This is a genomic window from Variovorax pasteuri, assembly GCF_051216435.1.
GTDB lineage: Bacteria > Pseudomonadota > Gammaproteobacteria > Burkholderiales > Burkholderiaceae_C > Variovorax.
This window is the reverse complement of record NZ_JBPJZS010000003.1, coordinates 431,691-456,666: the sequence shown is the minus strand read 5'-3', so window position 1 is coordinate 456,666 and position 24,976 is coordinate 431,691. Positions and strand designations below refer to the sequence as shown.

Below are 24,976 nucleotides of genomic sequence, written 5' to 3'. Positions count from 1 at the left end.
ACATGAAGACGCCAACCCGACGCCGCACGCAGTCAAGGGGCTTCGCGCTGATCGAGGTGCTCGTGTCGCTGCTGATCTTCTCCTTCGGCCTGCTCGGCATGGCGGGCATGCTGGCGCGCGCGCTCACCATTTCCGTCGACGCCGAAGACCGTAACCGCGCCGCGCTGCTCGCCAACGAGATCGCCAGCACGATGTGGCTGAAGAATTCCATCTCGGTCGACACCACCTCGTGGCAGGCGCGCGTGAGCGACCTCGGCAACGGCGGCCTGCCCAACGCCACGCTCGCGGTGACACCCGTCTCGGGCGCAACCAACAGCGCGGGCACGGCCAATGCCGCGGACATCGTGATTGCCTGGCGCGCCGTGACGCGCGTGTCCACGGCGTCCAACGCCGCCAGCCAGCTCGTCACGCGGGTGGTGCTGCCATGACGCACATGAGGCATGTGCATCAGCGCGGCGTCACGCTCATCGAACTGATGGTGGCAGTCATCATCGGCCTGGTGGTGACGCTGGCCGTCACCAGCCTGCTGATCTTCAGCGAGTCGAGCAAGCGCACCACCACCGCCACCAACGACATGGGCCAGACCGGCGCCTACGCCGCCTACGTGCTCGACCGTGCGGTGCGCGGCGCCGGCTCGGGCTTCACGCAGTCGTGGAGCCTCGCGGGCGCCTTCGGCTGCCGGCTGAACGCCACGCTGCCGGGCACGCCCAACCTGCCGCGCAGCACGGCCTTCCCCGCACCCTTTGCCACCGCCTTTCTCGGCGGCGCAAGCGGCAGCGCCAACCTGCGCGTGGCACCGGTGCTGATCGGCAAGAGCCAGTCCGACGCCGGCTCCGACGTGCTGGTGGTGATGGGCGGCACCGCCTCATCGGGCGATGTGCCGCGGCTCATTCTTTCGAGCGGCAAGTCGAGCAACATCCTGCGCCTGGACAGCACCACGGGCCTGGCCGAGGGCGACCTCGGGCTGGTCAGCGCCAACGGCACCACCGACTGCCTGCTGGAGCAGGTGCACGCCAGCACGGCCTTTGCCGACACCAGCGGCAACGACGCGCTGCCGCTGGGCGGCACCTACTACACCGCGTCGGGTTCGGCGACCAGCCTGGCCACGCTGGCGGCCAGCGGCAGCGCCTACTTCACGCCGCTGGGCAACGTCAACGCGGGCAACACGCAGTTCCAGATGTTCGGCGTGGGCAGCAACAACACGCTCTACAGCTACGACCTGCTGATGAGCAACGGCACCGACGCCTCGCAGGCCATCGCCGACGGCGTGGCCGAGATGCATGCGCTGTACGGCCTGGACACCAACGCCGACGGCGTGCTCGACACCTGGGTGGACCCGGGCGCCGCCGGCTACGACATCGCCACGCTGATGGCCACGCCGGCCAAGGCGCGCCAGGTGGTGGCCGTGCGCGTCGCGCTGGTGTTGCGCAGCGCGAACTACGAGAAGGAAAACGCCAACGGCGAGCTGCCGTCGCCCGCCTCGCTCACGCTGTTCAAGGACCTCGCCACCTCGCTGCAGCAGACGATCAGCTTCAGCACCAGCGAACAGCACTTCCGCCACCGCGTCGTCGAATCGACGATTCCCCTTCGCAACGTGCTGCTGCTGCCCACGTCATGACACCTGATTCCTTTCTTCGCGCCTCGCACGCACGACGCGCCCGGCGCCAGCGCGGCGTCGTGCTGCTGTTCTGCCTGATCGTGCTGGTCATTCTGCTGATCGGCGGCGTGGCCGTCATGCGCTCCACACACACCTCGCTGGCGAGCGCCGGCAATCTCGCGTTCCGGCGCGACCTTGCCAGCCAGGGCGAGCAGGCCGCCTCCAACGTGATGACCGCCTTCAAGAGCGGCGCGCTGAAGACGGCCACGCTCGCCGCGGCCAGCGTTCCCACGGCCAACTACAGCGCCGTCGAACTCGTCGCCAACGACCAGGGCATTCCGCTCGTGCTGCTGGCCACCGGCAGCTCGCCGAGCGGCGCCGACTTCACCGGCGCCACCTTCAGCCCGACTGCTTCGGACCTGCCGGGCGCGACCTCGGACATCACGATCCGCTACGTCATCGACCGCCTGTGCCGCACGACCGGCACGGCGACGACGAGCAACTGCGTCTATTCACCTTCGAGCAGCGACGTCACCGGCGGCAGCAGCCAGCTGCCGGCCAGCCAGCGGCCGGCGTCGAGCATCTCGCCGGTCTACCGGCTGAGCGTGCGCGTCACCGGTGCGCGCTCGACGCAGGTGTTTCTCCAGACTTCATTGACCCGGCCCGAGTGATTCCGATGAACCCGATGAACCCGATGAATTGCCTCCGCGTCATTTCTCTCGCACTGACCGCCGCCGCACTGCTGCTGGGCGCGGCCTCTTCGTCCGCCGTGACGCTGGCCGACCAGCCCGTCTTCGCCAGCGCGGACGTGCCGGGCAACCTGGCGCTCACGCTGTCGGTCGAGTACCCGACCGCCATCAGCGTGGCCAACCTCGGCAACTACGCGGACAGCTCGACCTACCTGGGCTACTTCGATCCGCTCAAGTGCTACACGTACACGCTGAACGCCACCACGCCGGCGAGCAGCTTCTTCCAGCCGGCGGGCCTGGCAACGGGCACCAACCTGCACAGCTGCTCGGGCAAGTGGAGCGGCAACTTCATGAACTGGGCGACGATGCAGACCATCGACCCGTTCCGATGGGCGCTCACCGGCGGCTACCGCAGCGTGGACACCACGACCCAGACCATCCTTGAAAAGGCCTGGGGATCGAGCCAGGGCTCGCAGAGCAATTTCCCGCTGCGCGGTACCGGCCAGGCGACGTCGACCGGCCACAACCTGGCCTCCTCGCTGATCTCCTCGGTGACGCCGCTGGGCTGGACCTCGTTCAACACCAGCATCTGGACACGCGGCAACACGATGGTGTTCTCCGGTACCGGCTCGGGCTACAGCAGCACGAGCACGAGCGGCACCGACTGGAAAAGCGCCAGCACCACGAACACCGCGTCCACCACCTACCGCGTGTATGTCCGCGTACTGGTCTGCGACCCGAGCAGTTCCTCGGGCGGCGTGGAGTCCAACTGCGTGCTGTACCCGAACGGCCAGTACAAGCCCGAAGGACTGATGCAGAGCTACGCCAACAAGATCCGCTACAGCGCCTTCTCCTACCTGAACGGCAGCGGCGCCACCAACCAGGGGGCGGTGCTGCGCGCACCGATGGGCTTCATCGGGCCGACCTATCCCACGCCGCTGTCGAGCACCGTCACCACCAACAGCAAGGCCGAATGGAGCTCGACCACCGGCATCATGGTGACCAACCCCGATTCGGCCACCGCTGCCGCCACCACCAGCGCCAGCGGCATCACCATCGGCAACAGCGGCGTGGTGAACTACCTGAACAAGTTCGGCACCGCCGCCTCGTCGTACATGACGTACGACAACGTCAGCGAGCTCTACTACGCGGCGGTGCGCTACTTCGAGAACCTGGGCAACGTGTCGACGTGGACCAGCTACATCACGCCGGCCACCACCTCCTCGTCCGCCACGCGGACCACGCTGCTCGACGGCTTCCCGGCCGTCACCACGTGGACGGACCCGGTCCTGTACGCGTGCCAGAAGAACTTCATCCTGGGCATCGGCGACACCAACACGCACTACGACTACAACGTGGGCGGCGGCACCCTGACCGGCACGCGCACCAAGCCCGCGGCCGTCGGCAGCGACACGCTCAACCAGGCGCGCACCTACACCAACAACCTGCTCACGCTCGAAGGACTGAGCTCCAAGGTCGACGCCTGGTGGAACAGCTCCTACGCCACCTACTACATGGCCGGTCTCGCGTATGGCGCGCACACCAACGACATCCGCTCCGACCTGGCGGGCACGCAGACCATCTCCACCTACTGGATGGACGTGATGGAATACCAGACGGCGGCCGACAAGAACCCCTACTGGCTCGCGGCCAAGTACGGCGGCTTCACCGTGCCCTCGGGCTACGACCCCAGCCAGACCACGACTGCGCTCACGCAGAGCTGGTGGAACAGCAGCAGCGAGACCATCACGATGGGAACCGCCACCGAGTACAGGCCCGACAACTACTTCCTGGCCGGCAACGCGAGCCAGATGGTCACCGGGCTCACCAAGGCCTTCTCGGCCATCGCCACGGCCGTCAGCGCCTACACCACCTCGCTCTCGCTGTCGTCCGCGCAGGTGAGCGATTCGGGCAGTGCCTCGTATGCCGCGCAGTACGCCTCCAAGACCTGGAGCGGCGTGCTGACCGCCAGCAGCGTCACCATCGCCAGCGACCTCACCACCTCCTCGACCGTGATGTGGACCTCCACCGCCACGCTCGCCACGCAGCTCGCCGGCACCGGCTGGAGCACGTCGCGCCGCGTGGCCACATGGGACGGCAGCAGCGGCCAGCCCTTCCGCTACGCGAGCCTCACCACCAGCCAGAAGGCAGCGCTGGTCACGTCCTACCGCGGCAGCGACGGCTCGGACTACCTGAACTACCTGCGCGGCGACCAGACGCAGGAATCTGGCTCCACCACCAGCGGCAGCAGCCAGGCCTATCGCGCGCGCTCGGTGCTGCTGGGCGACATCGTGGGCTCCAAGGTCACGCCGGTGGCCGCGCCGAGCCAGACCTATTCCGATTCGATCAACCCCGGCTATGCCGCCTTCAAGACCACCTGGGCAAGCCGGCCCACCGTGGTCTACGTGGGCGCCAACGACGGCATGCTGCATGCCTTCAACGGCACGCTGTCGGGCACCGGCGCAGGCAGCGAAATCTTCGCCTACGTGCCCAGCGCGCTGTTCCAGGGGCCGGGCGGCACGCCCAACACCTCCGCCTCCGACGGCCTCACGGCGCTGGGCAACCCCAACTACAGCCACCGCTACTACGTGGACGCGACGCCGCTGGCCTTCGACATCGATTTCAACTACGCGGGCGGCTCGCTCACCACGGCTTCAGCCTCCACCTCCGACTGGCGCACGGTGCTGATCGGCGGGCTCGGCAAGGGCGGCAAGAGCTTCTACGCGATCGACGTCACCAACCCGGCCGGCATGAGCTCCGAATCGGTGGTGGCGGGCAAGGTGCTGTGGGAGTTCACGGACCCGACCATGGGCTACAGCTTCGGCGAACCGACGGTGGTCAAGACCGCGAAGTACGGCTGGGTGGTCGTGCTCACCTCGGGCTACAACAACAGCGACGGCTACGGCTACGTCTACCTCGTCAACCCCAAGACCGGCGCGCTGCTGGAAAAGCTCAGGACCGGCAGCGCCGCCGCCGGGCTCACGCATGCCGCGGCCTATGTGCGCGACTTCACCGACGGCACCGCCGACGCCATCTACGCAGGCGACCTCAGCGGACAGGTCTGGCGCTTCGACGTCACCGGCACCTCGGCCTACACCGCACCCCTGCTGCTGGCCAACCTGACCGACGCCAGCGGCAACGCACAGCCAGTCACCACCCAGCCACTGATCGAGGTGCAACCCAGCACGAAGAAGCGCTACGTGCTGCTGGGCACCGGCAAGCTGCTGTCCTCCAGCGACGTAGGCTCCACGGCGGCGCAAGACTTCTATGCGCTGATCGACGGCACGAACTCGGCCTTTAACACATCCTCCTCGCTGCCCAGCGGGGTGAGCTTTCCGCTCGCGCGCAGCAACCTCACCGCGCTGACCGACCTGACCAGCGCTGCCAGTTTCGGCAGCACCTCGATGGGCTGGTACGTCGATCTTGGCACCGACAGCAGCAGCGGCATCGCGTGGCGCATGATCACCAGCGCGACCACCACCAGCGGCGTGGTCGCCTTCGCCTCGACGCTCACCACCTCCGATGCGTGCAGCCCCTCCGGCACCAGCCGGGTCTACGCCATCAACTTCGGCACCGGACAGTCGGCACTGGAAAACAGCGCCGCCTACATCGCCGAGTCGTACGCGGTGACGGACCTGCGATTCACCAGCAGCACCCAGGGCGGCACCACGCTGTCGGTGGGCGGCACCACCGGCGCGATCACGAACCTGAAAGTGGCGCTCTCGCCCAGCCAGAGCCTGCGGCTGCTCAACTGGCGCGAGGTTCCGGTGGTGCAGTAAGGGGGCAGGCGCCCCAGGGTATCTCCCGCATCGCCTGCGAGGGCGGCGCCTGGGGCTACAGACGGCCGCAACAGTCAGCGGACGCTGGAAGGATCCTTGCGCACCGCGTCTGCGAGCGCCTGGCCGACGCGGCGCGCTTGCTCGATCATGTGGTCGTCAGCGATCCGAAATGATCTTCGGGGTGACGAGGATCGGCATTCCGTCTTGTTGTCGATCGGGCTGCAGGTGCCGGGCAGCGCACCGACCATCTTGCCGTGTTCAGCGCAGCGCGGTGCGATCGGTGATCATCTTCGGCGTGATGAAGACGAGCAATTCGGTCTTGTTGAGGGTACGGCTGCGCGAGCGGAACAACGCCCCCAACACCGGGATTTCGCCCAGCACCGGAACACGCGACTCATCGAAGTTGTCCGTCAGCTCGAAGATCCCGCCGATCACGACCGTCCCGCCGTTCTCGATCAGCACCTCCGTCTGGATGTGCTTCGTGTTGATCGCATAGCCCGCGCTCGTGGACTGCCCGACCGAATCCTTGTTCACATCGAGCGTCAGGATGATGTTGCCTTCCGGCGTGATCTGCGGCGTGACTTCGAGCTTCAGGTTCGCCTTGCGGAACGACACCGAGGTGGCGCCGCTGGATGTTGCCGACTGGTAAGGCAGCTCCGTACCCTGCTCGATCAGGGCCTTGGTCTGGTCCGCGGTCACCACACGGGGACTGGCCACGACCTTGCCCTTGCCTTCGTCCTCCAGCGCGGAGATCTCCAGGTTGAGAATCTTCGACATGCTGGAGTTGTACAACGACACCGCGAAGGTACCGACGCTCGATCCGCTCGAGCTGCTGGCGGGCAGGTTGACGAAGTTGCTGGTCGAGTTTCCCGAGAAGGAGGTCGTCCCGTCGCTCGACGTGGTCGCCTGTGTCCCTATCGAACTGTTGCTGCCCTTGGACGAGCCGCCCAGCTTGACGCCCAGCGACTTGCTGAAGGTGTCCGATGCCTCGACGATCCGGGCCTCGATCAGCACCTGGCGCACGGAAACGTCCAGCTTCTGGATCAGCTCCGCCACCTGCACCAGACGCGACGGAATGTCCGAAACGAAAAGCTGGTTGGTGCGCGGCTCGGCAATCACGCTGCCGCGCCCGCTCAGGATGCGGCTCGTCGATCCGCCGGATCCGCCGCCGGACGAGCCGGTGCCTGTCAGGCTCTGGGCGATTGCGGGAGCCTTGGCATAGTTGAGCTGGAAGGACCGGGTCTGCACAGGCTCCAGGCTCTGGATTGCCGCCTGCGATTCGAATCTGAGCTTCTCCTTGGCGTTGAGCTCGTCCTCCGGCGCGATGCGCAGCACGCTGCCGTTCTTGCGCATGCCGAGGTTCTTCGCCTCCAGGATGATGTCCAGCGCCTGGTCCCATGGCACGTCCTTCAGCCGCAGCGTGAGCGTGCCGCTGACGGAATCGGACGTGACGATGTTGAAGTTGGTGAAGTCCGCAATCACCTGCAGCAGCGAGCGGATCTCGATGTTCTGGAAGTTCAGCGACAGCTTCTCGCCGCTGTAGCCCGTGCCTTGCGCGAGCTTGTTGGGGTTGTCCTTGCGCGGGCGCACCTCCACCACGAACTGGCTGTTGCTCTGGTAGGCGCTGTGCTCCCATTCGCCGCGCGGCTCGATCACCATGCGCACGCGGTCGCCGGCCTGCTGCAGCGCCACCGTCTGCACGGGCGTGCCGAAGTCGGCCACGTCGAGCCGGCGGTTGAGGCCCTCGGGCAGCGAGGACTTCGTGAACTCGACCACGAGCCCCTTGCCCTGCTGGCGGATGTCCACGCCGACCTGGTCGTTGGGCAGCGTGACGATCACGCGGCCGGCGCCGTCGGTGCCCATGCGGAAGTCGACGTCGCGCAGCGGCAGCATGTCGCGGCTGCGGTTCTCCGCGAACTCGAACGGCAAGGAACCCGCCAGCGCGGCGCCTGCGGCCGGCTGCAGCGACACCAGCAGCGACTTGCCGCGCACTTCGGCCTTGTAGGCGGTGGGCTGCTTCAGGTTCATGACGAGGCGCGTGCGCTCGCCCGCCTGCACCACGTTGACGGAGCGCAGGTTGCCCTGGTTCAGCTCGACGGCCGCGCGGCCCATGCTGCTGCCCATGCCGGGAAAGTCGAGCGCGATGCGCGCGGGCGACTGGATGGCGAAGCCGGCGGGCACGGCGGCCAGCGGCTCGGAGAAATCGATGCGCAGCACCTCGGTGCCGGACTGCACGGAGCCGGTGACCGATTCGATGCGGTTCTGTGTCTGAACTTGAGATTGCGATTGCGATTGCGCCTGCGCCTGCACCGCTGCGAGCGGTCCGACGGCAGCAAGCAAAAGAACGCACGCGCGCAACCAGCGCACGAACGCGAATGTCTGTTTTTTCATGGGACCTGCCTTGGAAACTGCGTCTTCACCTCCTCGCTGCCTGGGGCTCCCTCATGAGCGCAGCGCGAACCGCCCGCCGCCGCGCAACGCGCAACGGCGGGCCGGCAGCGCGGCCCCTCAGCCGCGCTGCCGCATCACGTCGTCAGAACGCGTGGCGAATGCCGAAGTCGTAGCCGGTCGAAGAACGCGGCACGCCCGAGAAGCCCACGCCCGCGCTGCCGTAGCCCGTCGTGCTCGCCGAGACCAGGCTGCCGGTGTAGTTGGCGTCGTTGCGGTTGTTCACCCGCGCCACCGTGGCGTACAGCGCCGTGCGCTTGGACAGGTTGTGCACGTAGCCGATGGCCAGCTTCTGCGCGCGCGGGTCTTCGCCCGTGATGCCGGCCGCACCCTCGTTGTAGCGAACCACCGAGTACGACGCGCGGATCAGGCCCGCACCCACCGGCACGGTCGCACCGATCAGGTAGCCGTTGTAGGTGTCGTGCGTGTTGCTCAGCGCCGTGTCGAACTTGTTCTGCACGTTCGACAGCTCGCCGAACAGCTTCACCGGGCCGAAGTCGTACGACGCGCCCAGGTTGATGGTCTGCACCTTGCGCTCCAGCGTGGCGGTGTCCACCACCACGCTCTGGCCCACGCCCAGGGCCACGTCCAGCGGGCCGTTGGCATAGCCGAAGCGCCCGCCCACGTAGCGGCCCGCGCTGCTGCTGCTCGCGGCCGTGGTGCTGGTGGCGTCGGTGCTGGTGTTCTCGTGGAAGCTGTACTGCAGCTGGCCGTAGAAGCCGCCCAGGTTCGGCGGCAGGAAGTAGCCCACCGAGTTGCTCGCGCGCACGTAGTTGGCGTTGTTGATGGTGCTGTTGCCGCTGACGGTGCTGATCACGTTGGTGCCCGAGCCGTTGGTGCCGAACGGGTCGAACACGGTGTCGTTCCAGAACGTGGGCGTGTAGTCGCGGCCCAGGCGCAGCTCGCCGAAGCCACCCGACAGGCTCACGGTGGAGCGCCGCGCGAAGGTGGAGATGCCGGTGGCGCCGTCGTCGTTGGTGATGGGCGCTTCGAGCCAGAAGCTCGCAGCCAGCCCGCCGCCCAGGTCTTCGGTGCCCCGGAAGCCGATGCGGCTGGAGTTGTAGCCGGAGTTGGCCAGGCTGGTCTTGCTTTGCTTGACCGAGGCGCCCGTGAGCGAGTCGCGCGCGGTGGCCGACTGGTAGGTCACGCCGGCGTCGACGACACCGAACAGCGTGACGGACGATTGGGCAGAGGCCAGGCCACAGACGGCCAGGGCAGCGAATGCCGTGAGGGTTTTCTTCATTCAGGTTTCTCCAGTTTCAGGTCTGATGCGGCCGCTCGGTATCGACCGGCTGTACGCATGGTTTCGTTCAATTCCGGAGGAATTTGGTAGATCGGTTTTCTGCGGCCTGGAGTGTTGTGCGCGCGCGTCACGACTTTGTGCGCACACGCGCCGCACTCATTTCGCGGCCCTTCAAATTTCTCCCAATTCGCCTGAAAAGATCCACGCATGACAACGCTGGAAACTCACAGGTGAAGCGCTCACGAACCCTCATGGCCGCGGTGTGCGGTGCAATGGCCGTCGCATGCGCCAGCACGAGCATCGCGATGGTTCACACCACCTCGGTGCTGGCGACAGGCATGTTCGTCGACCACGCCGTGCGCGCGAAGACACAAGCGGTCGCGCAGCCTTGGTGGAACGGCTTCGAGGACGCGACGCTGAACCGGCTGATGGCCGCAGCGCACGGCACCAACGAATCGGGTGTGGCAGCGGCCTACATCGCGCTCAAGGTGAAGACGCTCGAACTCGTCTACCTGGAGAACACGCGCGCGGCCGTCGTGCGGCAGTCCGCGCTCATCCGGGGCAGCGCATTGCCGTACGACGACTTTGCGAAGCAGCTCGCGGCGCGGCAGGCCGGCGCGGACAGGACCATCGACAAGCTGAAGACGCAACGCACAAGCTACATCTCTTATCTGGCGGCCCAGTGCCGCATGTCGGAAGCCGCGCTGACCGCGCTGCTCGCCGACGCGCTGCAGGACAAGTCGCTGCCCCGCTTCTCGGCCGAGGTGCCGCGCGCGCTGCCGATGGCCGTGCTGGCCAACCGCAACGACATCCACCTGGCCGCCGCGCTCTACGACACGGACCCCGGTGCGATGCCCGCCGGCACCATCGACGCGACGGACGAAGCGCCGGCCATCGACGTGCCCGGCAAGCCGCTCTACGCCCGCGCGGTGATGCAGGCGCGCGACCAGGTCGCCGCAGCGCTGCAGCACCTGCAGATGCAGAGCGACATTGCGAACACCGCATACGCGCGCGTCGCCGACGCCCGGGCCGATTTCGAATCGTCGAAGACGCGCCGCGACCGCGGCGAGATCTCCGAGGTGCAGCTCATGGAGGACTTCCAGAGCCTGCTGCTCGACCTGCATGTGCTGGCCGCCGCCAACGGCGAACTGGCCATGGCGTGGGTCGTGTTCATGGGAAGCATCGGCGACCACACGTCGATCGATGCCATGACGCGCCCGCAAGCCATGCAAATGCCGTTTCTGCACAAAGTCTCCCGAAAGTTGCGCAATCCTTGAAGTTCGAAGGAGCCCTCCATGACCACTGCCTTGCATAAAGCCCCCGCCCGCACCGTGCTCACGCTGCCCGGCCAGCCGCACGCCCACCCGAAGCCGAACGCCGCCGCGCCCGCGCGCCGCGCGCATTCGCTGGACGGCGAGCAGTCGGACACCACCGCGACCAGGCTGGGCATCCAGCAACTTGCCAGCGCGTTCCAGCCCGCGTTCGGGCGAATGCACGTGCTGCAGGACCTTGTCATTCCCATGTACGAAGGCAGCGCCGTGCCCACCGCGCGCTTCGACGTGGCGCTGGTGTGCGAGGCCGGCGTGTACCTGTTCGAAGTGAAGGGCTGGCGCAACGCGGTGGTGTACCGCAAGACCTCGGGCCAGGCGCTGCCGCGCTGGTTCCTGCGCCAGCACGACCATTCGCTGGCGCGCGAGGTGAAAGACCCCGCCTGGCAGTGCGGGCGCAAGACCACGCACCTGCGCAGCCTGCTGCCGCCCGACCTGCGCGTGCAGTACTTCGTGCTGCTCCCGTTCGAGGGCGTCGAGCTTCAAGGCGTGATGCCCACCGTCGTGATCACGCCGCAGGACCTGCCCTACATCGCACGCGTGGCGCGCAACAACGGGCGCGCCGAGCAAGGCTATGCGCTGCTGGACGACGCAGCCATCGACCGCACGCGGCAGCTGCTGGACGACCTGCAGGGCGACCTGACGCTCGAAGACCACATGCGCAACAGCCGCGAGAAAAGCGCGTCCGGCGCGCGCGTGCAGGTCCGCCCCGCGCACCCGGGCGTGCTGAATCTGCAATGACACGATGAGCCGGATCCTGTTGGTGGAGGAGGGGTACGAAGCCGCCTCGGTGCTGCACGAAGAACTGCACCAGGCCGGTCATGAGATCGAACACATCGAGGACGGCGCGGTCGCGCTGCATCGCATGCTGACCGCGCCGCCGGCGCTCACCCTGCTCGACGTGGCGCTGCCGCATGTCAGCGGCCTGCAGATCCTGGAGAAGGTGCGCGCGCGCAGCGACCATCCGGTCATCATGCTGACGGCGCGAACCAGCGAGTCCGACCGGCTGCGCGGCTTCGAACTGGGCGCGGACGACTACGTGTGCAAACCCTTCTCCCCGAAGGAAGTGGCGGTGCGCATCCACGTGGTGCTGCGCCGCTATGCACAGCGGCAGCGCGTGACGCGCCCGCAGGTGCCGATCACCTTCGGGGCGGTGCGCGGCTGCGCGATTCTCGACGGGCACTACCTGCCGCTGACGCGGCGCGAGTCGCTGCTGCTGCGCGCGCTGTCGCAGGAGCCCGGGCGCGTGCTCACGCGCTCCAAGCTGCTGGAGGCGGCGTTCCCCGAAGCGCTCGACGTGAACGAGCGCGTGGTCGACACGCACATCAAGAACCTGCGCAAGAAGCTCGCCACCGTGTCGGCGGCGCACGACTGGATCCGCTCGGTCTACGGCGTGGGCTTTGCCTGGGAATCGCAGGGCCGGCAGGACGCCTGAGCTGCGCCGGATTCCCCGGAAACCTCTTTTCATCGCTCCTCATGAAACTACGCTGGCGCGGTTTGCCGCTGCCGTCGATGGCGCTTTCGCTGATGCTCCTGCTGCACGCGCGGGCGACCCCGGCGCAGGAAGCCTGGGTCGAGGCCCCGCTCACGCTGCGGCGCGTGCCGCAGCTGCCCGAAACCATTGCACCGGCCGAGCGCGGCGCAAGGCCCAACCTGGTCGACGGCGACCGGCTCTCGGGCCGGCCCGACCTCGAGGTGGTGGTCGAAGGCGACGCCTCGCTGCGGCGCGGCGACACCCACATCACGGCCGACCGGCTCGAATACCAGCCGCCGGGCGACCTCGCCACGGCCACCGGCAACGTGCGGCTGAACCAGGCCGGCAACGTCTATGAAGGGCCCGCGCTGCACCTGAAGGTCGACAGCTTCGAGGGCTTCTTCGACCACGTGCGCTACACGCTGCTGGAAACCGGCGCGCACGGCGAGGCCGAGCGCATCGACTTCGTCGATGCCAAGGTATCGGTGGCGCGGCACGCCACCTACACCACCTGCCTGCGCGAGAACTATGCGGGCTGGGTGCCCGCGTGGATGCTGAGCGCCGTGACGATGACCACCGACAGCGACACCAACCTGGCCACCGCCACCGATGCGCAGATCAGCTTCCTGGGCCTGACCACGCCGGCGATTCCCTCGGTGAGCTTTCCGCTGAACAACGCGCGCCAGAGCGGCCTGCTGCCGCCGGTGATCGGCTTCGACAGCACCAACGGCTTCGAGTACCTGCAGCCGTACTACTGGAACATCGCGCCGAACCGCGACGCCACGCTGTACCCGGAGATCATGAGCAACCGCGGCGTGAACGTGGGCACCGAGTTCCGTTACCTCGAGAAGGGCTACAGCGGGCAGATCCGGGTGGACGAGATGCCCAGCGACAGCCTGCGCGATCGCAACCGCTGGGGCCTGTGGGCGCAGCACAACCAGCAACTCGACCCCAAGCCCTTCGGGCTCGATTCGCTGAGCACCGCGTTCAACATCAACCGCGTGAGCGACGACGACTACTGGCGCGACTTCTCCCACACGCCCACGCTGACCTCGCGCCAGCTCACGAACGAGGCCGACCTCAACTGGACCAAGGGCGACTGGAGCGGGCAGGCGCGCACCCTGTCGTACCAGACGCTGCAGTACGCGGCCTCGCCGATCACGCCGTCGTACAACCGCATGCCGCAGGTCACGGCCAACTACAACACCTACGACTGGCACGGCCTGGACGTGTCGGGCACGCTGGACTACACGCGCTTCCAGGTCGACCCGACCTACGCACCGACGCTCAACGGCATCGCGCAGCCGAACGGCGAGCGCCTGGTAGGCAACCTGCAGGTCAGCCGGCCCTGGGTCACGCCGGGCGGCTTCATCATTCCGAAGCTGCTGCTGCACACGGCCTCCTACCAGCTCGACTCGCCGCTGGCCAGCGGCGCCAGCGCCATCACCAGCGTGGTGCCGACCGTGAGCCTGGACAGCGGCCTGGTGTTCGAGCGCGACGCCAACCTGTTCGGCCGCGCCTGGCGCCAGACGCTGGAGCCGCGCGCCTTCTACGTGCACACGCCCTACCGCGACCAGAGCCAGCTGCCGGTGTACGACACGGCCGCCAACGACGTGAGCTTTGCCACGCTCTACACGGAGAACGCGTTCTCGGGCAACGACCGCGTGTCGGACACCAACACGCTGACCACGGGCGTGACCACGCGCCTGATCGACCCCGTGACGGGTGCGGAGTCGGCGCGCTTCGGCATTGCGCAGCGCTTTCGCTTCAGCGACCAGAACGTGACGCTGCCCGGCGGCACCGCGGTGACCGACCGCGCGGGCGACTTCATCTTCGGCGGGCAGGTGCACTGGAACCCGAAGTGGAGTGTCGACGGCCTCGCGCAATACAACATGGACACCGGCAAGACCACGCGCGACGCACTCACGCTGCGCTACATGCCCGCGCAGTACCACACGCTCACGGCCGCCTTCCGCTACCAGGCGGACAGCACCGCGACGGCGAACGACGGCACGAAGACGGTGGACTTCAACTGGCAATGGCCGCTGAGCGAACTCACGGGCGGACTGATGGGCGGCAAGTCGGCCACCGAGCCGGGGCGCTGGTATGCGGTGGGTCGGCTGAGCTACAGCCTGCACGACCGCGCGATGTCCGACAGCCTGGTCGGTGCGGAGTACAACGCCTGCTGCTGGGTGGGCCGCATCGTGCTCGAGCGGCTGGTGTCGGGGCGCGCGACGCCCGACACGCGGCTGATGTTCCAGATCCAGTTCAACGGCTTCGGCAACATCGGCTCGAACCCGACGAGCACGCTGCTGCAGAACATCCAGGGCTACCAGCCGCTGAACCAGCCCACGCAGGCGCCGAGCCGGTTCACCAACTACGACTGAGCCGGCCGGGGGCGTGTCAGGGCAGCAGTTCGAACTTCAGCTCGGCCAGCGGCATGACCTTTTCTTCGCGCACCATCTTGTATTCGGTGTTCGGGCCCAGCCACTTGGCCCAGATGCGGTCGAGCTCGCCCGACTTCTCCAGCGCATAGAGCGCGCCGTTCACCTTGGCCAGCAGCGCGGGCTCGTCCTTCTTCATGCCCACGCCGATGGGCTGCAGAACCATCGGGTCCTTGATCATCTTGAGCGCCACGCCGTCGGTCTTCGACTGGTTGACCAGCTTGGTGATGGTCATGGTGTTGGCCACCATGCCGACCGACTTGTTCTGCTGCACCGCCATGAAGGCCGAGCCCGTGTCCTGGAAGGTCACGGGCTCGGAGCCGTTCATCTTGATGGACATCTCCGAGGTGGAGCCCTTGGTCGAGCTCAGGCGCTTGCCCTTGAAGTCGGCCTTTGCCGTGCCGGGGTCGGAGGCCTTCACGGCCAGCATTTCCTTGGCCACGTAGTACGGGTCGCTGAACTGGATCTGCTCGCCGCGGCTCTTGGTGTAGGCCAGGTTGGCGATGGTCACATCGACGCGGCCGAGCTTCACCTCGGGCACGCGCGCCTCCACCGACAGCGGCGTGACTTTGGCGGTGAGGCCGAGTTCCTTGGCGATGGCGTTGCACAGGTCGACGTCGTGGCCCACCATTTCGCGGGTCTTCGGGTCGGGTGCGGCGAAGGGCGGCACGTCGGCGAAGGTGCCGCACTTGAGCTCCTTGCGCTGGGCGATGTCGCTCCACTGGTCGGCATGCGCCAGCAGGGACGCCGCGCTCAGACAGACGCCGAGGGTGGCAAGGCGGAAGACGGACTTGTTCGACATGGTGGACTCCTGGGGAGATTGCGAAAGATTGAACGACGGGAAAGCTGTGCGGGGGCGCCTCAGTGCGCGCGCAGGTCCGACAGGAAGCGCTGCGCGCGCGGATGCTGGGGACTGCCGAAGAAGGTGGCGGGGTCGGCCTTCTCCAGGATGCGGCCCGCGTCCATGAACCACACGCGGTCGGCCACCTCGCGGGCGAAGTTCATCTCGTGGGTGACGCACATCATGGTCATGCCGTCGTGGGCCAGCCCGCGCATCACCGACAGCACCTCGCCCACCATCTCGGGGTCGAGCGCGCTGGTGGGTTCGTCGAACAGCATGGCCGGCGGCTCCATGGCCAGCGCGCGGGCAATGGCCACGCGCTGTTGCTGACCGCCCGACAGCTGCGCGGGGTAGGCGCCGGCCTTGTTCGACAGGCCCACCCGTTCGAGCAGCTGGCCGGCCTTGGCCTTGGCATCGGCGCGCTTCACGCCGAGCACGCGCATCGGCGACAGCATGATGTTCTCCAGCACCGACAGGTGCGGGAACAGGTTGAAGCTCTGGAACACGAAGCCGATGCGGCTGCGCAGCCGGTTCAGCGCCTTGCTGCTCATGGGCGCGTGGATGTCGTGGCCGTCGAACAGCAGCTGGCCCGACTTCACCTCTTCCAGCCGGTTCACGGTGCGGATCAGCGTGGACTTGCCCGAGCCCGAAGGCCCGCACACCACCACCACCTCGCCCTTCTTCACCTCGGCGTTGATGTCGGCCAGCGCCTGGTAGTCGCCGTACCACTTGTTGATGTCGGAGAACAGGATCATGGGGTCGTCCTTGGGCGTCATGGCAGGGTCGCCACGGGGGGAACAGGGGCTGCGGGGGCAACCGGTGCGGTGTCGCCTTCGACGGTCTTCACCGGCGCGGCACCGAGCCGCTTGTGCGCAATGCGACGCTCCAGCCACAGCGCCAGCTGCGTGAGGCTGAAGCACACGACGTAGTACGTCAGCGCCAGGATGAAGAACACCTGGAACGGCTTGGTCAGCAGCTGGTTGTTGATCTGGTTGGCCGCGAAGGTGAGTTCCTGCACGTTGATCACGTAGCCCAGCGTGGTCTCCTTGATGGTGGAGATGAACTGGCTCAGCATGCTCGGCAGCATGTTGTAGAGCGCCTGCGGAAGAATGACGAACCACATGGTGCCCAGGTGGCTGTGGCCCAGCGCGCGCGCCGCCTCGCCCTGGCCCTTGGGCAGCGACAGGATGCCCGCGCGCACCACCTCCGACAGGTAGGCGCCCTCGTAGATCACCAGCGTGCACAGCATGGTGGTGAAGCCCGACACCTCGCGCCCGATGAGGATGGGCACCAGAAAGTACACCCACAGAATGACCATGAGCAGCGGCACGCCGCGCACCACGTACACCAGCACCGTGGCGGGCCAGCACAGCAACCGCCAGGGCGACAGGCGCGCGAGCGCCAGCAGCACCGACAGCGGGAAGGCCAGCACGATGCCCAGCACCGAGAGGATGAGCGTGGCGACGATGCCGCCGAGCGGCCCGCTCGGGTACTGGCCGACCAGCAGCAGCAGCCAGTTGTCGCGCAGGATTTCGTAGACGCTGTACATCGTGGTCTCCGCTTACCTGGCACCGACGATGCGGTAGCGCCGCGCCAGCCAGCCGCCCACCGCCATGATGAGCAGCGAACACACCAGGTACAGCACCGTGGCCACGCTGTAGGCCTCGAAGGTGCGAAAGCTCTGGCTCTCGATTTCCTTCACCGCGTGCGTGAGTTCGGCCACACCGATGGCCATGGCCAGGCTGCTGTTCTTGAACAGCGACACGCTGTGGTTCACCAGCGCCGGCACCGCGTTGCGGATGGCCTGCGGCAGCATCACGTGGCGCATGGAACCGATGTAGCCGTGCCCCAGCGCGCGCGCGGCCTCGGCCTGGCCCGAGGGAATGGCGCGCAGCCCCGAGCGCATGTCTTCGCTGAAGTAGGCGGCCTGGCACAGGCCGAGCGCGACGATCGACAAAATGGTTTCGGCGTTGTGCACCGACAGCCAGCCCTGCAGCGCGTCGGGCAGCAGGCTGAAGATGCCGAAGTACCAGAACATGAGCTGCACCAGCGTGGGCACGTTGCGGTGGTAGGACACGTAGCCCGCCACCACGCGCTCGGCGATGCGGTTGGTCGTAAGGCGCACCACCAGCAGCACCACGGCCATCGCCATGGCCAGCAGCCACGAGCCGGCCGCGATCTTCAGCGTCTGGAGCAGGCCGTGCAGCAGCATGGCGCCGAACTCGGGCTTCAGCAGGATCGCCAGCAGGTCGAAGTCCTTCATGCGCTGTTCCTTTGCATGGCGTGCGTGGCTTTCATGGCGCCGGGGCGTCAGGCCCGTGGCGTTTCGGGCCGCGTGGTCGACAGTCCGCCCGGCACCTGCAGCGTGGGCGTGATTTCCATGTGGCCCACGTTCACCGCGATGGGCGCGGCAATGCAGAAGGCGATGGCGTTGGCGATGTCCTCGGCCTGCGGCAGCTCGAAGCCTTCGACGAAGCGCTTGCGGGTGTCTTCGGAGTCGCCGTGCACGTGCGCGAAGATGTCGGTGGCCACGCGGCCCGGGCAGATCTCGGTGACGCGCACGCGCCTGCCGAACACGTCGATGCGCAGCTGGCGCGACAGCATGCTCACCGCCGCCTTGGTCGCGTGGTACGTGCTGTTGCCGCCGAAGTTGTAGGCCGCTGCAATGGAGCTGATGTTCACCACATGGCCGCGGTCTCGCGCCACCATGCCGGGCACCACGAGCCGGCACAGGTGCAGCACGGCGCGCAGGTTCACGTCCACCAGCAGGTCGATGCCTTCGGCGTCGGCCTTGAGGATGGAGCCGGGGCGGTCCACGCCGGCGTTGTTGACCAGCACGTCGAACTCGACCTCTTGCGCGAGCCGCGTCACGGCGGCGAGGTCGCTCACGTCGATGGCGTGGGGAATGCAGCCGGTGCGCGCGGCCAGGTCGGCCAGCTTGTCGGCGCTGCGCGCGAGCGCATGGACCTTCAGGCCTTCCTTGCTCAGGCGCTCGACGACGGCGGCGCCGATGCCCGAGGAGGCACCTGTCACCAGCGCGGTCTTGTAGTCGGAAAACGGCATCTTGGGTTCTTTCTTTAGAAGGCGGATGAGCGCCTGGAATTCACTGTATCGAGCACCTTTGCGCGGCGCCAAGACGGATTGGCTGTGGAGAGATAAGCCGCCCTTATGTCGCCCGGCATCTGTGCATAGACACAAGGGTAAGCACCATGTTCGTGCCCGCTCCGGGTGCCTGCACGTCCGTTCTCTCAGGTCGTTTGCCGGGAGATGGGCACGATGCGCCCCCCCTGCTCGACCACCCCACGCACGGCGCGCGCCAGGTCGACCGCGCCGGGCGTGTCGCCGTGCAGCAGGATCGAATGCACGCGCATCGGGATTTTCTTGCCGGTGTAGCTGGTGACGGTGCCGTCCTCGAGCAACTGGCGCACGCGCGCCAGCACGGCGCTGCGGTCGTGAATGACGGCGTCGGGCAGCTTGCGCGGCACCAGCAGGCCGTCGTCGCCGCAGGCGCGGTCGGCCAGGAACACGGTGCGCACGCGCAGGCCATAGCGCTCGGCCGCGCCTTCGATGGCGGCGCTGGCGGAGGTGCTGACGGTGAGCGAGGGGTCGAAGTCGGCCACGGCGCGCACCAGCGGCTCGGCCAGCGCGGCGTCGGCCGCGGCCATGTTGCCGAGCGCGCCGTGAAAGCTCATGTGCGTCATGCGGTGGCCGGCGGTGCGTGCCATGCCTTCGAGCGCGCTGAGCTGGTAGAGCACGTACGCCACGAGCTCCCTGGTCTCGATCTGCATCGGGCGGCGCCCGAAGCCCATGAGGTCGGGAAAGCCCACGTGCGCCCCCACGTCGACGCCGCGCTGCCGCGCCATGCGCACGGTGCGGTCCATGATGACCGGGTCGCCCGCGTGGAAGCCGCAGGCGACGTTGGCGGAAGAAACGATGTCCAGCAGGGCTTCGTCCTCGCCCATGCGCCAGGGTCCGAAGCCTTCGCCGAGGTCTGCGTTGAGGTCGATGTCCATGGGGAGTCCTTCTCTCTCTTGGGTCAGAGGGGGTGCAGGTCGATGAGGGGTGCGCCGTAGCCGACGGCGATGCCGCTTTCCACATGGAGCGCGTCGACGATGCCGGCCTGGGGTGCGCTCACGGGCAGCAGCAGGGGGCCGATGTTCAGCAGGCCGATGAGCTGGCCTGCGCCCACGCGCTGGCCGATGCGTGCGAGGGGTTCGGTGGCGACGGGATGGGTGTGAAGGAACAGCCCGACCGAAGAGGCCTTGACCGTGACGGGTTCGGCTTCGCCCTCTTCTTCTTCCTCTTCCTCTTCCATCGGCGGCTCGACCATGTCGTCGCCCTGCCTCCCGAGGCGCAAGGTTCCGTGGGGTGTGCGCAGTTCGAGCAGGCCTATGTCCGTGTTCGCCAACCAGGCTGAAAGTTGTGCGATGCGCTCAAGCATGAGGCGCTCCCCGATGCAGCGCCACCACGCGCGCCACCTTGTCGAGCCAGGCGCGCACTTCGTCAAGCGCATCGAGCGCCTCGTCCCACGTGGCCTCGACGAAGCGCACGCGGCTGCCGATGGGCGCCTGGCCGAGCCGCCACATGTCGGCCTCGATCACGGTGCCGAACTTGGGGTAGCCGCCCGAGGGCTGGGCGTCGCGCATCTGGATGATCGGCTGGCCGCTGTGGGGCACCTGGATGACGCCGGGCACGATGCCGTGCGAGCGCAACTCCATCGGCGCGATGGGGCGCAAGGCCTCGCCTTCGAGGCGGTAGCCATAGCGGTCGCTCTGGGGGGTGATCTTCCAGTCGGCGGACCAGAAGGCCTCGCGCGATGACGGTTCGAAGGCCAGGTATTCGGCCGCGGGGAGTACACGCACTGCCGGCACGCCGTCGCGCTGCAGTGGCAATGCGAGGGCGGGCGGAACGAGGCCGAAGCCTGTGCGGCATGGCGCCGCCGTACCCGCGGCGCGCAGCACATCGCCCCGGCGCAGCGCGCGCCCTTCGTGGCCGCCGAAAGCGCCACGCAACTGGGTGCTGCGCGAGCCCAGCACCTCGGGCACGTCGATGCCGCCGGCCACGCACAGCACCGCGCGGCTGCCGCGCTGCGCACCGCCTTGCGGCAGGCCCAGCGTCAGCACTTGGCCCGCGCGGGCCTGGTGCGCCCACCAGGGCATGAGCGGCTGGTCGTCGAGCCGGGCCGCGCAGTCGGCACCGGTGATTGCGAAGGCGCAGTCCTCGGCGAAGCGCACCTTGAACGGGAACACCGGCACCTCGATGGCCGCCACGCCCAGTTCGTTGCCCAGCATCAGGTTGCCCGCGGCCAGGGCCAGGTTGTCCATGGCACCCGAGGTGCCCACGCCCCAGCGCAGGCTGCCGGTGCGGCCCAGGTCCTGCACGGTGGCGAGCGCCGCGGACGAAAGGATCTCGATCATCGGACGATGCCCTCCACGCGAAAGCGGATCATGTCGCCCGGCTGCAGCATCGCGGGCGGGTCTTGCGCCGGGTCGAAGAACACCATCGACGTGCTGCCGATGGTGTTCCAGCCGCTGGGGCCGGCCGAGGCCGACACGCCGGTCTGCGCGCCGCCGATGGACACCGCGCCGCCCGGGATGCTCAGCACCGGCACCTTGCGCCGCGGCGTGGCGATGCGCGCGTCCATGCCGCCCAGGTAGCAATAGCCGGGATGGCTGCCCAGCGCATACACCGGGTAGAGCGGCGCGCTGTGCAGCTCGACGATGGCCTCCACGCTCAGGCCGGTGTGCGCCACCACGTCGGCCATGTGCGGGCCGCCCTCGCCGCCGTAGACCACCGGGAGCTCGACCACGCGGCCTTCGCGCTGCAGGGCGGTGGCGGCGGCCCATGCCTCGTGCAGGCGCGCACGCAGCGCATCGAGCTGGCGCGGCGGCCGGGTGAAGGTGAGCATCAGGTTGTTCATGCCCGGCACGGCCTCGCGCACTTCGGACCAGGTCTCGGCCTCATGCGCCAGCGCCCAGATGCGCTGCTGCGACGGCAGGTTCATGTCGCCGGGCGCTTCGAACAGCAGCGCGGTCGTGCCCAGGAGGCTGATGGACGGTTCGGTACGGGATGCCTGTGCGCTCACGCCGCGCTCCTTTGCTGCAGCCAGCGTTCGAGGTGGTGGATGTCGACGCCGCCGGCGGCAAAGCCCTCGTCGCGCAGCAGCGCACGGTGCAGCGGCACGTTGGTGGCAATGCCCTCCACGCGGGTCTCGGCCAGCGCCAGGCGCATGCGCTCGAGCGCATCGGCGCGGGTGTCGCCGTGCACGATGAGCTTGGCGATCATCGAGTCGTAGTACGGTGGCACGCGGTAGCCGGCGCCCGCGTGCGAATCGACCCGCACGCCGAAGCCGCCGGGCACCTGCCAGCCGGTGATGCGGCCCGGCGCGGGCGCGAAGGTGTCGGGGTTCTCGGCGTTGATGCGGCACTCGATGGCATGGCCCTGGCAGCGCACGTCGGCCTGCGCCAGCAGCAGCCGCTCGCCGCGCGCCATGCGCAGCTGCTGCTGCACGATGTCGATGCCGGTGGTCATCTCGGTCACCGGGTGCTCGACCTGCAGGCGCGTGTTCATCTCGATGAAATAGAAGGCGCCGCGCTCGTAGAGAAACTCGAAGGTGCCCACGCCGCAATAGCCGATCTGCCGGCACGCGGCGGCGCAGCGCTCGCCCACCTCGGCCATCAGCGCCTCGTCGATGCCGGGCGCGGGCGCTTCCTCGATCACCTTCTGGTGGCGCCGCTGCAGCGAGCAGTCGCGGCTGCCCAGCCACACGGCGTGGCCGTGGCTGTCGGCCAGCACCTGGATCTCGACATGGCGCGGGTGCAGCAAAAACTTCTCGATGTAGACCTCGGGGTTGCCGAAGGCCTGGCGCGCCTCTTCGCGCGTGAGGGCCATGGCGTCGAGCAGCGCGGCCTCTTCGTGCACCACGCGCATGCCGCGCCCGCCGCCGCCGCCCGCGGCCTTCACGATCACCGGATAGCCGATGTCGCGTGCCAGCGCCTGCACGGCAGCCGGGTCGTCGGGCAGCGGCTCGTCGGGGCCGGGCACGCAGGGCACGCCGGCCTTGCGCATCGCGCGCTTGGCCGAGACCTTGTCGCCCATGGTGCGGATGCACTGGGCGCTCGGGCCGATGAAGACCAGGCCGGCCTCCTCGATGCGTGCGGCGAAGCCCGCGTTCTCCGACAGGAAACCGTAGCCGGGGTGGATGGCCTGCGCGCCGCTCACCTCGGCGGCGAACAGGATGGCGGACTGGTTCAGGTAGCTCAGGCCCGGCGCGGCCGGGCCGATGCACAGCGCCTGGTCGGCCTGCGCGACGTACATGGCGTCGCGGTCGGCCTCGGAGTGCGCGACCACCGTGCGCAGGCCCAGGCCCCGGCAGGCGCGCTGGATGCGCAGGGCGATCTCGCCGCGGTTGGCAATGAGCACGGTGTCGAACATGGCGCGTGCCTCCTCAAGCGAAGCGGAACATGGGCTGGCCCGCTTCCACTTCCCGGCCCGAATGGGCGAGCACCTGCTGCACGATGCCCGCGCGCTCGGCGCGAACCTCGTTGAACATCTTCATGGCCTCGATCACGCACAGCAGCTGGCCGGCTTCCACGGCCTGGCCCGTTTGCACGAAAGGCGGCTCGCCGGGCGCGGGCTGCAGATGCACCACGCCGTGCAGCGGGGCGAGGCACTCGGTGCTGGCCGTGGCCGTGGCCGATGCCGTCGTTGTTTCTTCCAGCGCCCGTCGCGGCGCCTTGCGTGCGGCAGGCAGGCTTCGCGCAGCGGGCGCGGCGCCCAGCGCCGACAGCTTCACCAGCCGCAGCGTGCTGCCGTTTTCGCTGAACTCCAGTTCCGCCAGGTCCGATGCGGCCAAAGCGTCGATGAGCGTCTTGATCTGTTCCTGCTTCATGCCCGGGGCTGTGGTGACCGACGCGTTCCGCGAACGCGTGACGGCATGCATGAAAGGTAACGGGCCGCAGGCACAAAGCCCAAGACGGAATGGCTGTGCCGGGATAAGGGCGGCTTATGACGGCCGCCCTGCGCTTCTTATGGCAGCGCCGACAGCTCCGGTTCGGGCGTCGACGCGACGGTGGCGGCCAGGTCAACCACCAGCTCGAGCAGGATGTCTTTGACGGCCTGCGCGGGCTCCGACAGCGGCAGGTGGTCGGACTGGCACAGCGCCAGCGGCGCCTCGATGACCGGGTCGACGATGGGGAATTGCCAGGCGCCGCAGCTCGCGACCACCTCGCGCGCCATCGACGCGGGCAGGATGGTGGCGCCCAGCCCGTCGGCAATGGCCGCGGTGAGCGTGAAGGCCGACTCGATCTCGGCCACCACGCGCGGCACCATGCCGGCGCGCACGAAGGCAGCGTCCACCAGCTTGCGCACCACGTTGTACGGGCGCGGCAGAAAGAGCTCGATGTCGCGCAGGTCGGCCAGCTTCACCGGCTGCGAGGGCGCCGGCATCGACGCCGGGCCGACCAGGTACAGCGGCTCCTTGAGCAGCGGCACGAACGCCAGGCCGTGGATGGCCTTGTCGCCGTACAGCACGGCCAGGTCCATGCGGCCGTTCATGATGAGCTCGCTCAGCGTGCTGCCGTAGTTCTCGTTCAGGTAGAGCAGGATGCCCGGGTGGCGCGCGCGCACGGTGCGCAGCAGCGGCAATGACAGCGCCGAGGCGGCCGTGCCGGGCGCCAGGCCCACCGACACCTGGCCCGAGAGCCCCTCGCCGGCCGCTTCCATGTCGACACGGGCCTGCTCGCACTGGCGCAGGATGATCTGCGCGTGGCGGTACAGCACCTTGCCGGCCTCGGTGGGCGTCACGCCGCGCTTGGTGCGCACGAGCAGTTGCTGGCGCACCTCGCCCTCGAGCGTGGCCAGTTGCTGGCTCAGCGCGGGCTGGGCGATGAAAAGGACTTCGGCGGCCTGCGTGAGGCTGCCGATGTCCACGATCTTCACAAAATATTTGAGGCGTCGCAGGTTCACGCCTTGTCCCCAAGCAAAACCCAAGCCTAGCACCGCGCGTGGGCAGCCGGTATCGGGGCTCGCCATAGTCATAAGCTGCGCCTATACGACCAGTGCAATCTCGTCTTGGCCTCGCGGGGTCGATGTGCGTACCGTTCGGCACATGCCATCTCCAACCCAGGAAGCC

22 protein-coding genes are annotated in these 24,976 nt (G+C 68.1%); 8 read left to right on the top strand and 14 right to left on the bottom strand.

The genetic code is table 11. The features are described 5' to 3' along the window. Positions 1-2: 2 nt before the first annotated feature. From ACSFBM_RS15720 to ACSFBM_RS15705, 4 genes are read left to right on the top strand one after another with little or no spacing between them, the layout of a single operon-like run. On the top strand, positions 3-428 hold the full coding sequence (locus ACSFBM_RS15720; protein ID WP_435485156.1) for a type IV pilus modification PilV family protein: 426 nt from the start codon (positions 3-5) through the stop codon (positions 426-428). Between the two features lie 5 nt (positions 429-433). Further along, positions 434-1,618 carry a PilW family protein gene (locus ACSFBM_RS15715; protein WP_435485155.1) on the top strand — a complete coding sequence of 395 codons (1,185 nt, stop codon included), beginning with the start codon at positions 434-436 and terminating at the stop codon, positions 1,616-1,618. Next, the gene (locus ACSFBM_RS15710; RefSeq protein WP_435485154.1) at positions 1,615-2,268 is read left to right on the top strand and encodes a pilus assembly PilX family protein; all 654 of its coding nucleotides are present in this window, start codon (positions 1,615-1,617) and stop codon (positions 2,266-2,268) included. Before ACSFBM_RS15715 ends, ACSFBM_RS15710 begins: the two co-directional genes overlap by 4 nt. Before the next feature lie 23 nt (positions 2,269-2,291). Beyond that, entirely contained in the window at positions 2,292-6,065 is a 3,774-nt protein-coding gene (locus tag ACSFBM_RS15705) for a pilus assembly protein (protein ID WP_435485153.1), read from the top strand. A 258-nt stretch (positions 6,066-6,323) separates the two neighbouring features. Here the strand turns inward: ACSFBM_RS15705 and ACSFBM_RS15700 are convergent, their stop codons facing one another. Then, the gene (locus ACSFBM_RS15700) at positions 6,324-8,456 is read right to left on the bottom strand and encodes a type IV pilus secretin PilQ (RefSeq protein WP_435485152.1); all 2,133 of its coding nucleotides are present in this window, start codon (positions 8,454-8,456) and stop codon (positions 6,324-6,326) included. Positions 8,457-8,598: 142 nt separating this feature from the next. Continuing rightward, positions 8,599-9,756 carry a porin gene (locus ACSFBM_RS15695; protein ID WP_435485151.1) on the bottom strand — a complete coding sequence of 386 codons (1,158 nt, stop codon included), beginning with the start codon at positions 9,754-9,756 and terminating at the stop codon, positions 8,599-8,601. Positions 9,757-9,986: 230 nt separating this feature from the next. Between ACSFBM_RS15695 and ACSFBM_RS15690 the strand changes: the two genes are divergently transcribed. Genes ACSFBM_RS15690 through ACSFBM_RS15675 form a run of 4 tightly spaced genes read left to right on the top strand, consistent with a single transcriptional unit; the run spans position 9,987 to position 14,945 of the window. Beyond that, complete coding sequence (locus ACSFBM_RS15690) at positions 9,987-11,033, top strand: hypothetical protein (protein ID WP_435485150.1); 1,047 nt, start codon at positions 9,987-9,989, stop codon at positions 11,031-11,033. A gap of 18 nt (positions 11,034-11,051) precedes the next feature. After that, the gene (locus tag ACSFBM_RS15685; protein ID WP_435485149.1) at positions 11,052-11,825 is read left to right on the top strand and encodes a nuclease-related domain-containing protein; all 774 of its coding nucleotides are present in this window, start codon (positions 11,052-11,054) and stop codon (positions 11,823-11,825) included. Positions 11,826-11,829: 4 nt separating this feature from the next. Further along, on the top strand, positions 11,830-12,519 hold the full coding sequence (locus ACSFBM_RS15680) for a response regulator (RefSeq protein WP_435437157.1): 690 nt from the start codon (positions 11,830-11,832) through the stop codon (positions 12,517-12,519). 41 nt (positions 12,520-12,560) lie between these two features. Beyond that, complete coding sequence (locus tag ACSFBM_RS15675) at positions 12,561-14,945, top strand: LPS-assembly protein LptD (RefSeq protein WP_435485148.1); 2,385 nt, start codon at positions 12,561-12,563, stop codon at positions 14,943-14,945. A 16-nt stretch (positions 14,946-14,961) separates the two neighbouring features. On the opposite strand, the gene ACSFBM_RS15670 is transcribed toward ACSFBM_RS15675, so the two are convergent. The 12 genes from ACSFBM_RS15670 to nac form a co-directional block, all read right to left on the bottom strand. Continuing rightward, on the bottom strand, positions 14,962-15,804 hold the full coding sequence (locus tag ACSFBM_RS15670; RefSeq protein WP_435485147.1) for an ABC transporter substrate-binding protein: 843 nt from the start codon (positions 15,802-15,804) through the stop codon (positions 14,962-14,964). 59 nt (positions 15,805-15,863) lie between these two features. Next, the gene (locus tag ACSFBM_RS15665; protein ID WP_435437154.1) at positions 15,864-16,598 is read right to left on the bottom strand and encodes an amino acid ABC transporter ATP-binding protein; all 735 of its coding nucleotides are present in this window, start codon (positions 16,596-16,598) and stop codon (positions 15,864-15,866) included. A 17-nt stretch (positions 16,599-16,615) separates the two neighbouring features. Further along, entirely contained in the window at positions 16,616-17,392 is a 777-nt protein-coding gene (locus ACSFBM_RS15660; protein WP_435437153.1) for an amino acid ABC transporter permease, read from the bottom strand. Between the two features lie 12 nt (positions 17,393-17,404). Further along, entirely contained in the window at positions 17,405-18,106 is a 702-nt protein-coding gene (locus tag ACSFBM_RS15655) for an amino acid ABC transporter permease (protein WP_435485146.1), read from the bottom strand. Positions 18,107-18,153: 47 nt separating this feature from the next. After that, on the bottom strand, positions 18,154-18,906 hold the full coding sequence (locus ACSFBM_RS15650) for an SDR family oxidoreductase (RefSeq protein WP_435485145.1): 753 nt from the start codon (positions 18,904-18,906) through the stop codon (positions 18,154-18,156). A 185-nt stretch (positions 18,907-19,091) separates the two neighbouring features. After that, complete coding sequence (locus tag ACSFBM_RS15645) at positions 19,092-19,856, bottom strand: LamB/YcsF family protein (protein WP_435485144.1); 765 nt, start codon at positions 19,854-19,856, stop codon at positions 19,092-19,094. Positions 19,857-19,879: 23 nt separating this feature from the next. Beyond that, on the bottom strand, positions 19,880-20,284 hold the full coding sequence (locus tag ACSFBM_RS15640; protein ID WP_435485143.1) for an acetyl-CoA carboxylase biotin carboxyl carrier protein: 405 nt from the start codon (positions 20,282-20,284) through the stop codon (positions 19,880-19,882). Continuing rightward, positions 20,277-21,260 carry a 5-oxoprolinase subunit C family protein gene (locus tag ACSFBM_RS15635; RefSeq protein WP_435485142.1) on the bottom strand — a complete coding sequence of 328 codons (984 nt, stop codon included), beginning with the start codon at positions 21,258-21,260 and terminating at the stop codon, positions 20,277-20,279. Before ACSFBM_RS15635 ends, ACSFBM_RS15640 begins: the two co-directional genes overlap by 8 nt. Beyond that, on the bottom strand, positions 21,257-21,928 hold the full coding sequence (gene pxpB / locus ACSFBM_RS15630; protein WP_435485141.1) for a 5-oxoprolinase subunit PxpB: 672 nt from the start codon (positions 21,926-21,928) through the stop codon (positions 21,257-21,259). The genes ACSFBM_RS15635 and pxpB overlap by 4 nt, the downstream gene beginning before the upstream one ends. Beyond that, positions 21,925-23,277, bottom strand: a complete 1,353-nt coding sequence (accC, locus tag ACSFBM_RS15625; RefSeq protein WP_435485140.1) for an acetyl-CoA carboxylase biotin carboxylase subunit — start codon at positions 23,275-23,277, stop codon at positions 21,925-21,927. The genes pxpB and accC overlap by 4 nt, the downstream gene beginning before the upstream one ends. 13 nt (positions 23,278-23,290) lie before the next feature. Further along, a complete protein-coding gene (locus ACSFBM_RS15620) occupies positions 23,291-23,734 on the bottom strand; it encodes an acetyl-CoA carboxylase biotin carboxyl carrier protein (protein WP_435485139.1) in 444 nt (147 codons plus the stop codon). Between the two features lie 137 nt (positions 23,735-23,871). After that, a complete protein-coding gene (gene nac / locus ACSFBM_RS15615) occupies positions 23,872-24,810 on the bottom strand; it encodes a nitrogen assimilation transcriptional regulator NAC (protein WP_435437144.1) in 939 nt (312 codons plus the stop codon). Between the last annotated feature and the right edge of the window lie 166 nt (positions 24,811-24,976).

What these genes read in the sequence shown, in the direction of transcription:
- ACSFBM_RS15720 (WP_435485156.1), top strand. Translation starts at nt 3, where the DNA reads ATGAAGACGCCAACCCGACGCCGCACGCAGTCAAGGGGCTTCGCGCTG.
- ACSFBM_RS15715 (WP_435485155.1), top strand. Translation starts at nt 434, where the DNA reads ATGAGGCATGTGCATCAGCGCGGCGTCACGCTCATCGAACTGATGGTG.
- ACSFBM_RS15710 (WP_435485154.1), top strand. Translation starts at nt 1,615, where the DNA reads ATGACACCTGATTCCTTTCTTCGCGCCTCGCACGCACGACGCGCCCGG.
- ACSFBM_RS15705 (WP_435485153.1), top strand. Translation starts at nt 2,292, where the DNA reads ATGAATTGCCTCCGCGTCATTTCTCTCGCACTGACCGCCGCCGCACTG.
- ACSFBM_RS15700 (WP_435485152.1), bottom strand. Translation starts at nt 8,456, where the DNA reads ATGAAAAAACAGACATTCGCGTTCGTGCGCTGGTTGCGCGCGTGCGTT.
- ACSFBM_RS15695 (WP_435485151.1), bottom strand. Translation starts at nt 9,756, where the DNA reads ATGAAGAAAACCCTCACGGCATTCGCTGCCCTGGCCGTCTGTGGCCTG.
- ACSFBM_RS15685 (WP_435485149.1), top strand. Translation starts at nt 11,052, where the DNA reads ATGACCACTGCCTTGCATAAAGCCCCCGCCCGCACCGTGCTCACGCTG.
- ACSFBM_RS15680 (WP_435437157.1), top strand. Translation starts at nt 11,830, where the DNA reads ATGAGCCGGATCCTGTTGGTGGAGGAGGGGTACGAAGCCGCCTCGGTG.
- ACSFBM_RS15675 (WP_435485148.1), top strand. Translation starts at nt 12,561, where the DNA reads ATGAAACTACGCTGGCGCGGTTTGCCGCTGCCGTCGATGGCGCTTTCG.
- ACSFBM_RS15670 (WP_435485147.1), bottom strand. Translation starts at nt 15,804, where the DNA reads ATGTCGAACAAGTCCGTCTTCCGCCTTGCCACCCTCGGCGTCTGTCTG.
- ACSFBM_RS15665 (WP_435437154.1), bottom strand. Translation starts at nt 16,598, where the DNA reads ATGATCCTGTTCTCCGACATCAACAAGTGGTACGGCGACTACCAGGCG.
- ACSFBM_RS15660 (WP_435437153.1), bottom strand. Translation starts at nt 17,392, where the DNA reads ATGTACAGCGTCTACGAAATCCTGCGCGACAACTGGCTGCTGCTGCTG.
- ACSFBM_RS15655 (WP_435485146.1), bottom strand. Translation starts at nt 18,106, where the DNA reads ATGAAGGACTTCGACCTGCTGGCGATCCTGCTGAAGCCCGAGTTCGGC.
- ACSFBM_RS15650 (WP_435485145.1), bottom strand. Translation starts at nt 18,906, where the DNA reads ATGCCGTTTTCCGACTACAAGACCGCGCTGGTGACAGGTGCCTCCTCG.
- ACSFBM_RS15645 (WP_435485144.1), bottom strand. Translation starts at nt 19,856, where the DNA reads ATGGACATCGACCTCAACGCAGACCTCGGCGAAGGCTTCGGACCCTGG.
- ACSFBM_RS15640 (WP_435485143.1), bottom strand. Translation starts at nt 20,284, where the DNA reads ATGCTTGAGCGCATCGCACAACTTTCAGCCTGGTTGGCGAACACGGAC.
- ACSFBM_RS15635 (WP_435485142.1), bottom strand. Translation starts at nt 21,260, where the DNA reads ATGATCGAGATCCTTTCGTCCGCGGCGCTCGCCACCGTGCAGGACCTG.
- accC (WP_435485140.1), bottom strand. Translation starts at nt 23,277, where the DNA reads ATGTTCGACACCGTGCTCATTGCCAACCGCGGCGAGATCGCCCTGCGC.
- ACSFBM_RS15620 (WP_435485139.1), bottom strand. Translation starts at nt 23,734, where the DNA reads ATGAAGCAGGAACAGATCAAGACGCTCATCGACGCTTTGGCCGCATCG.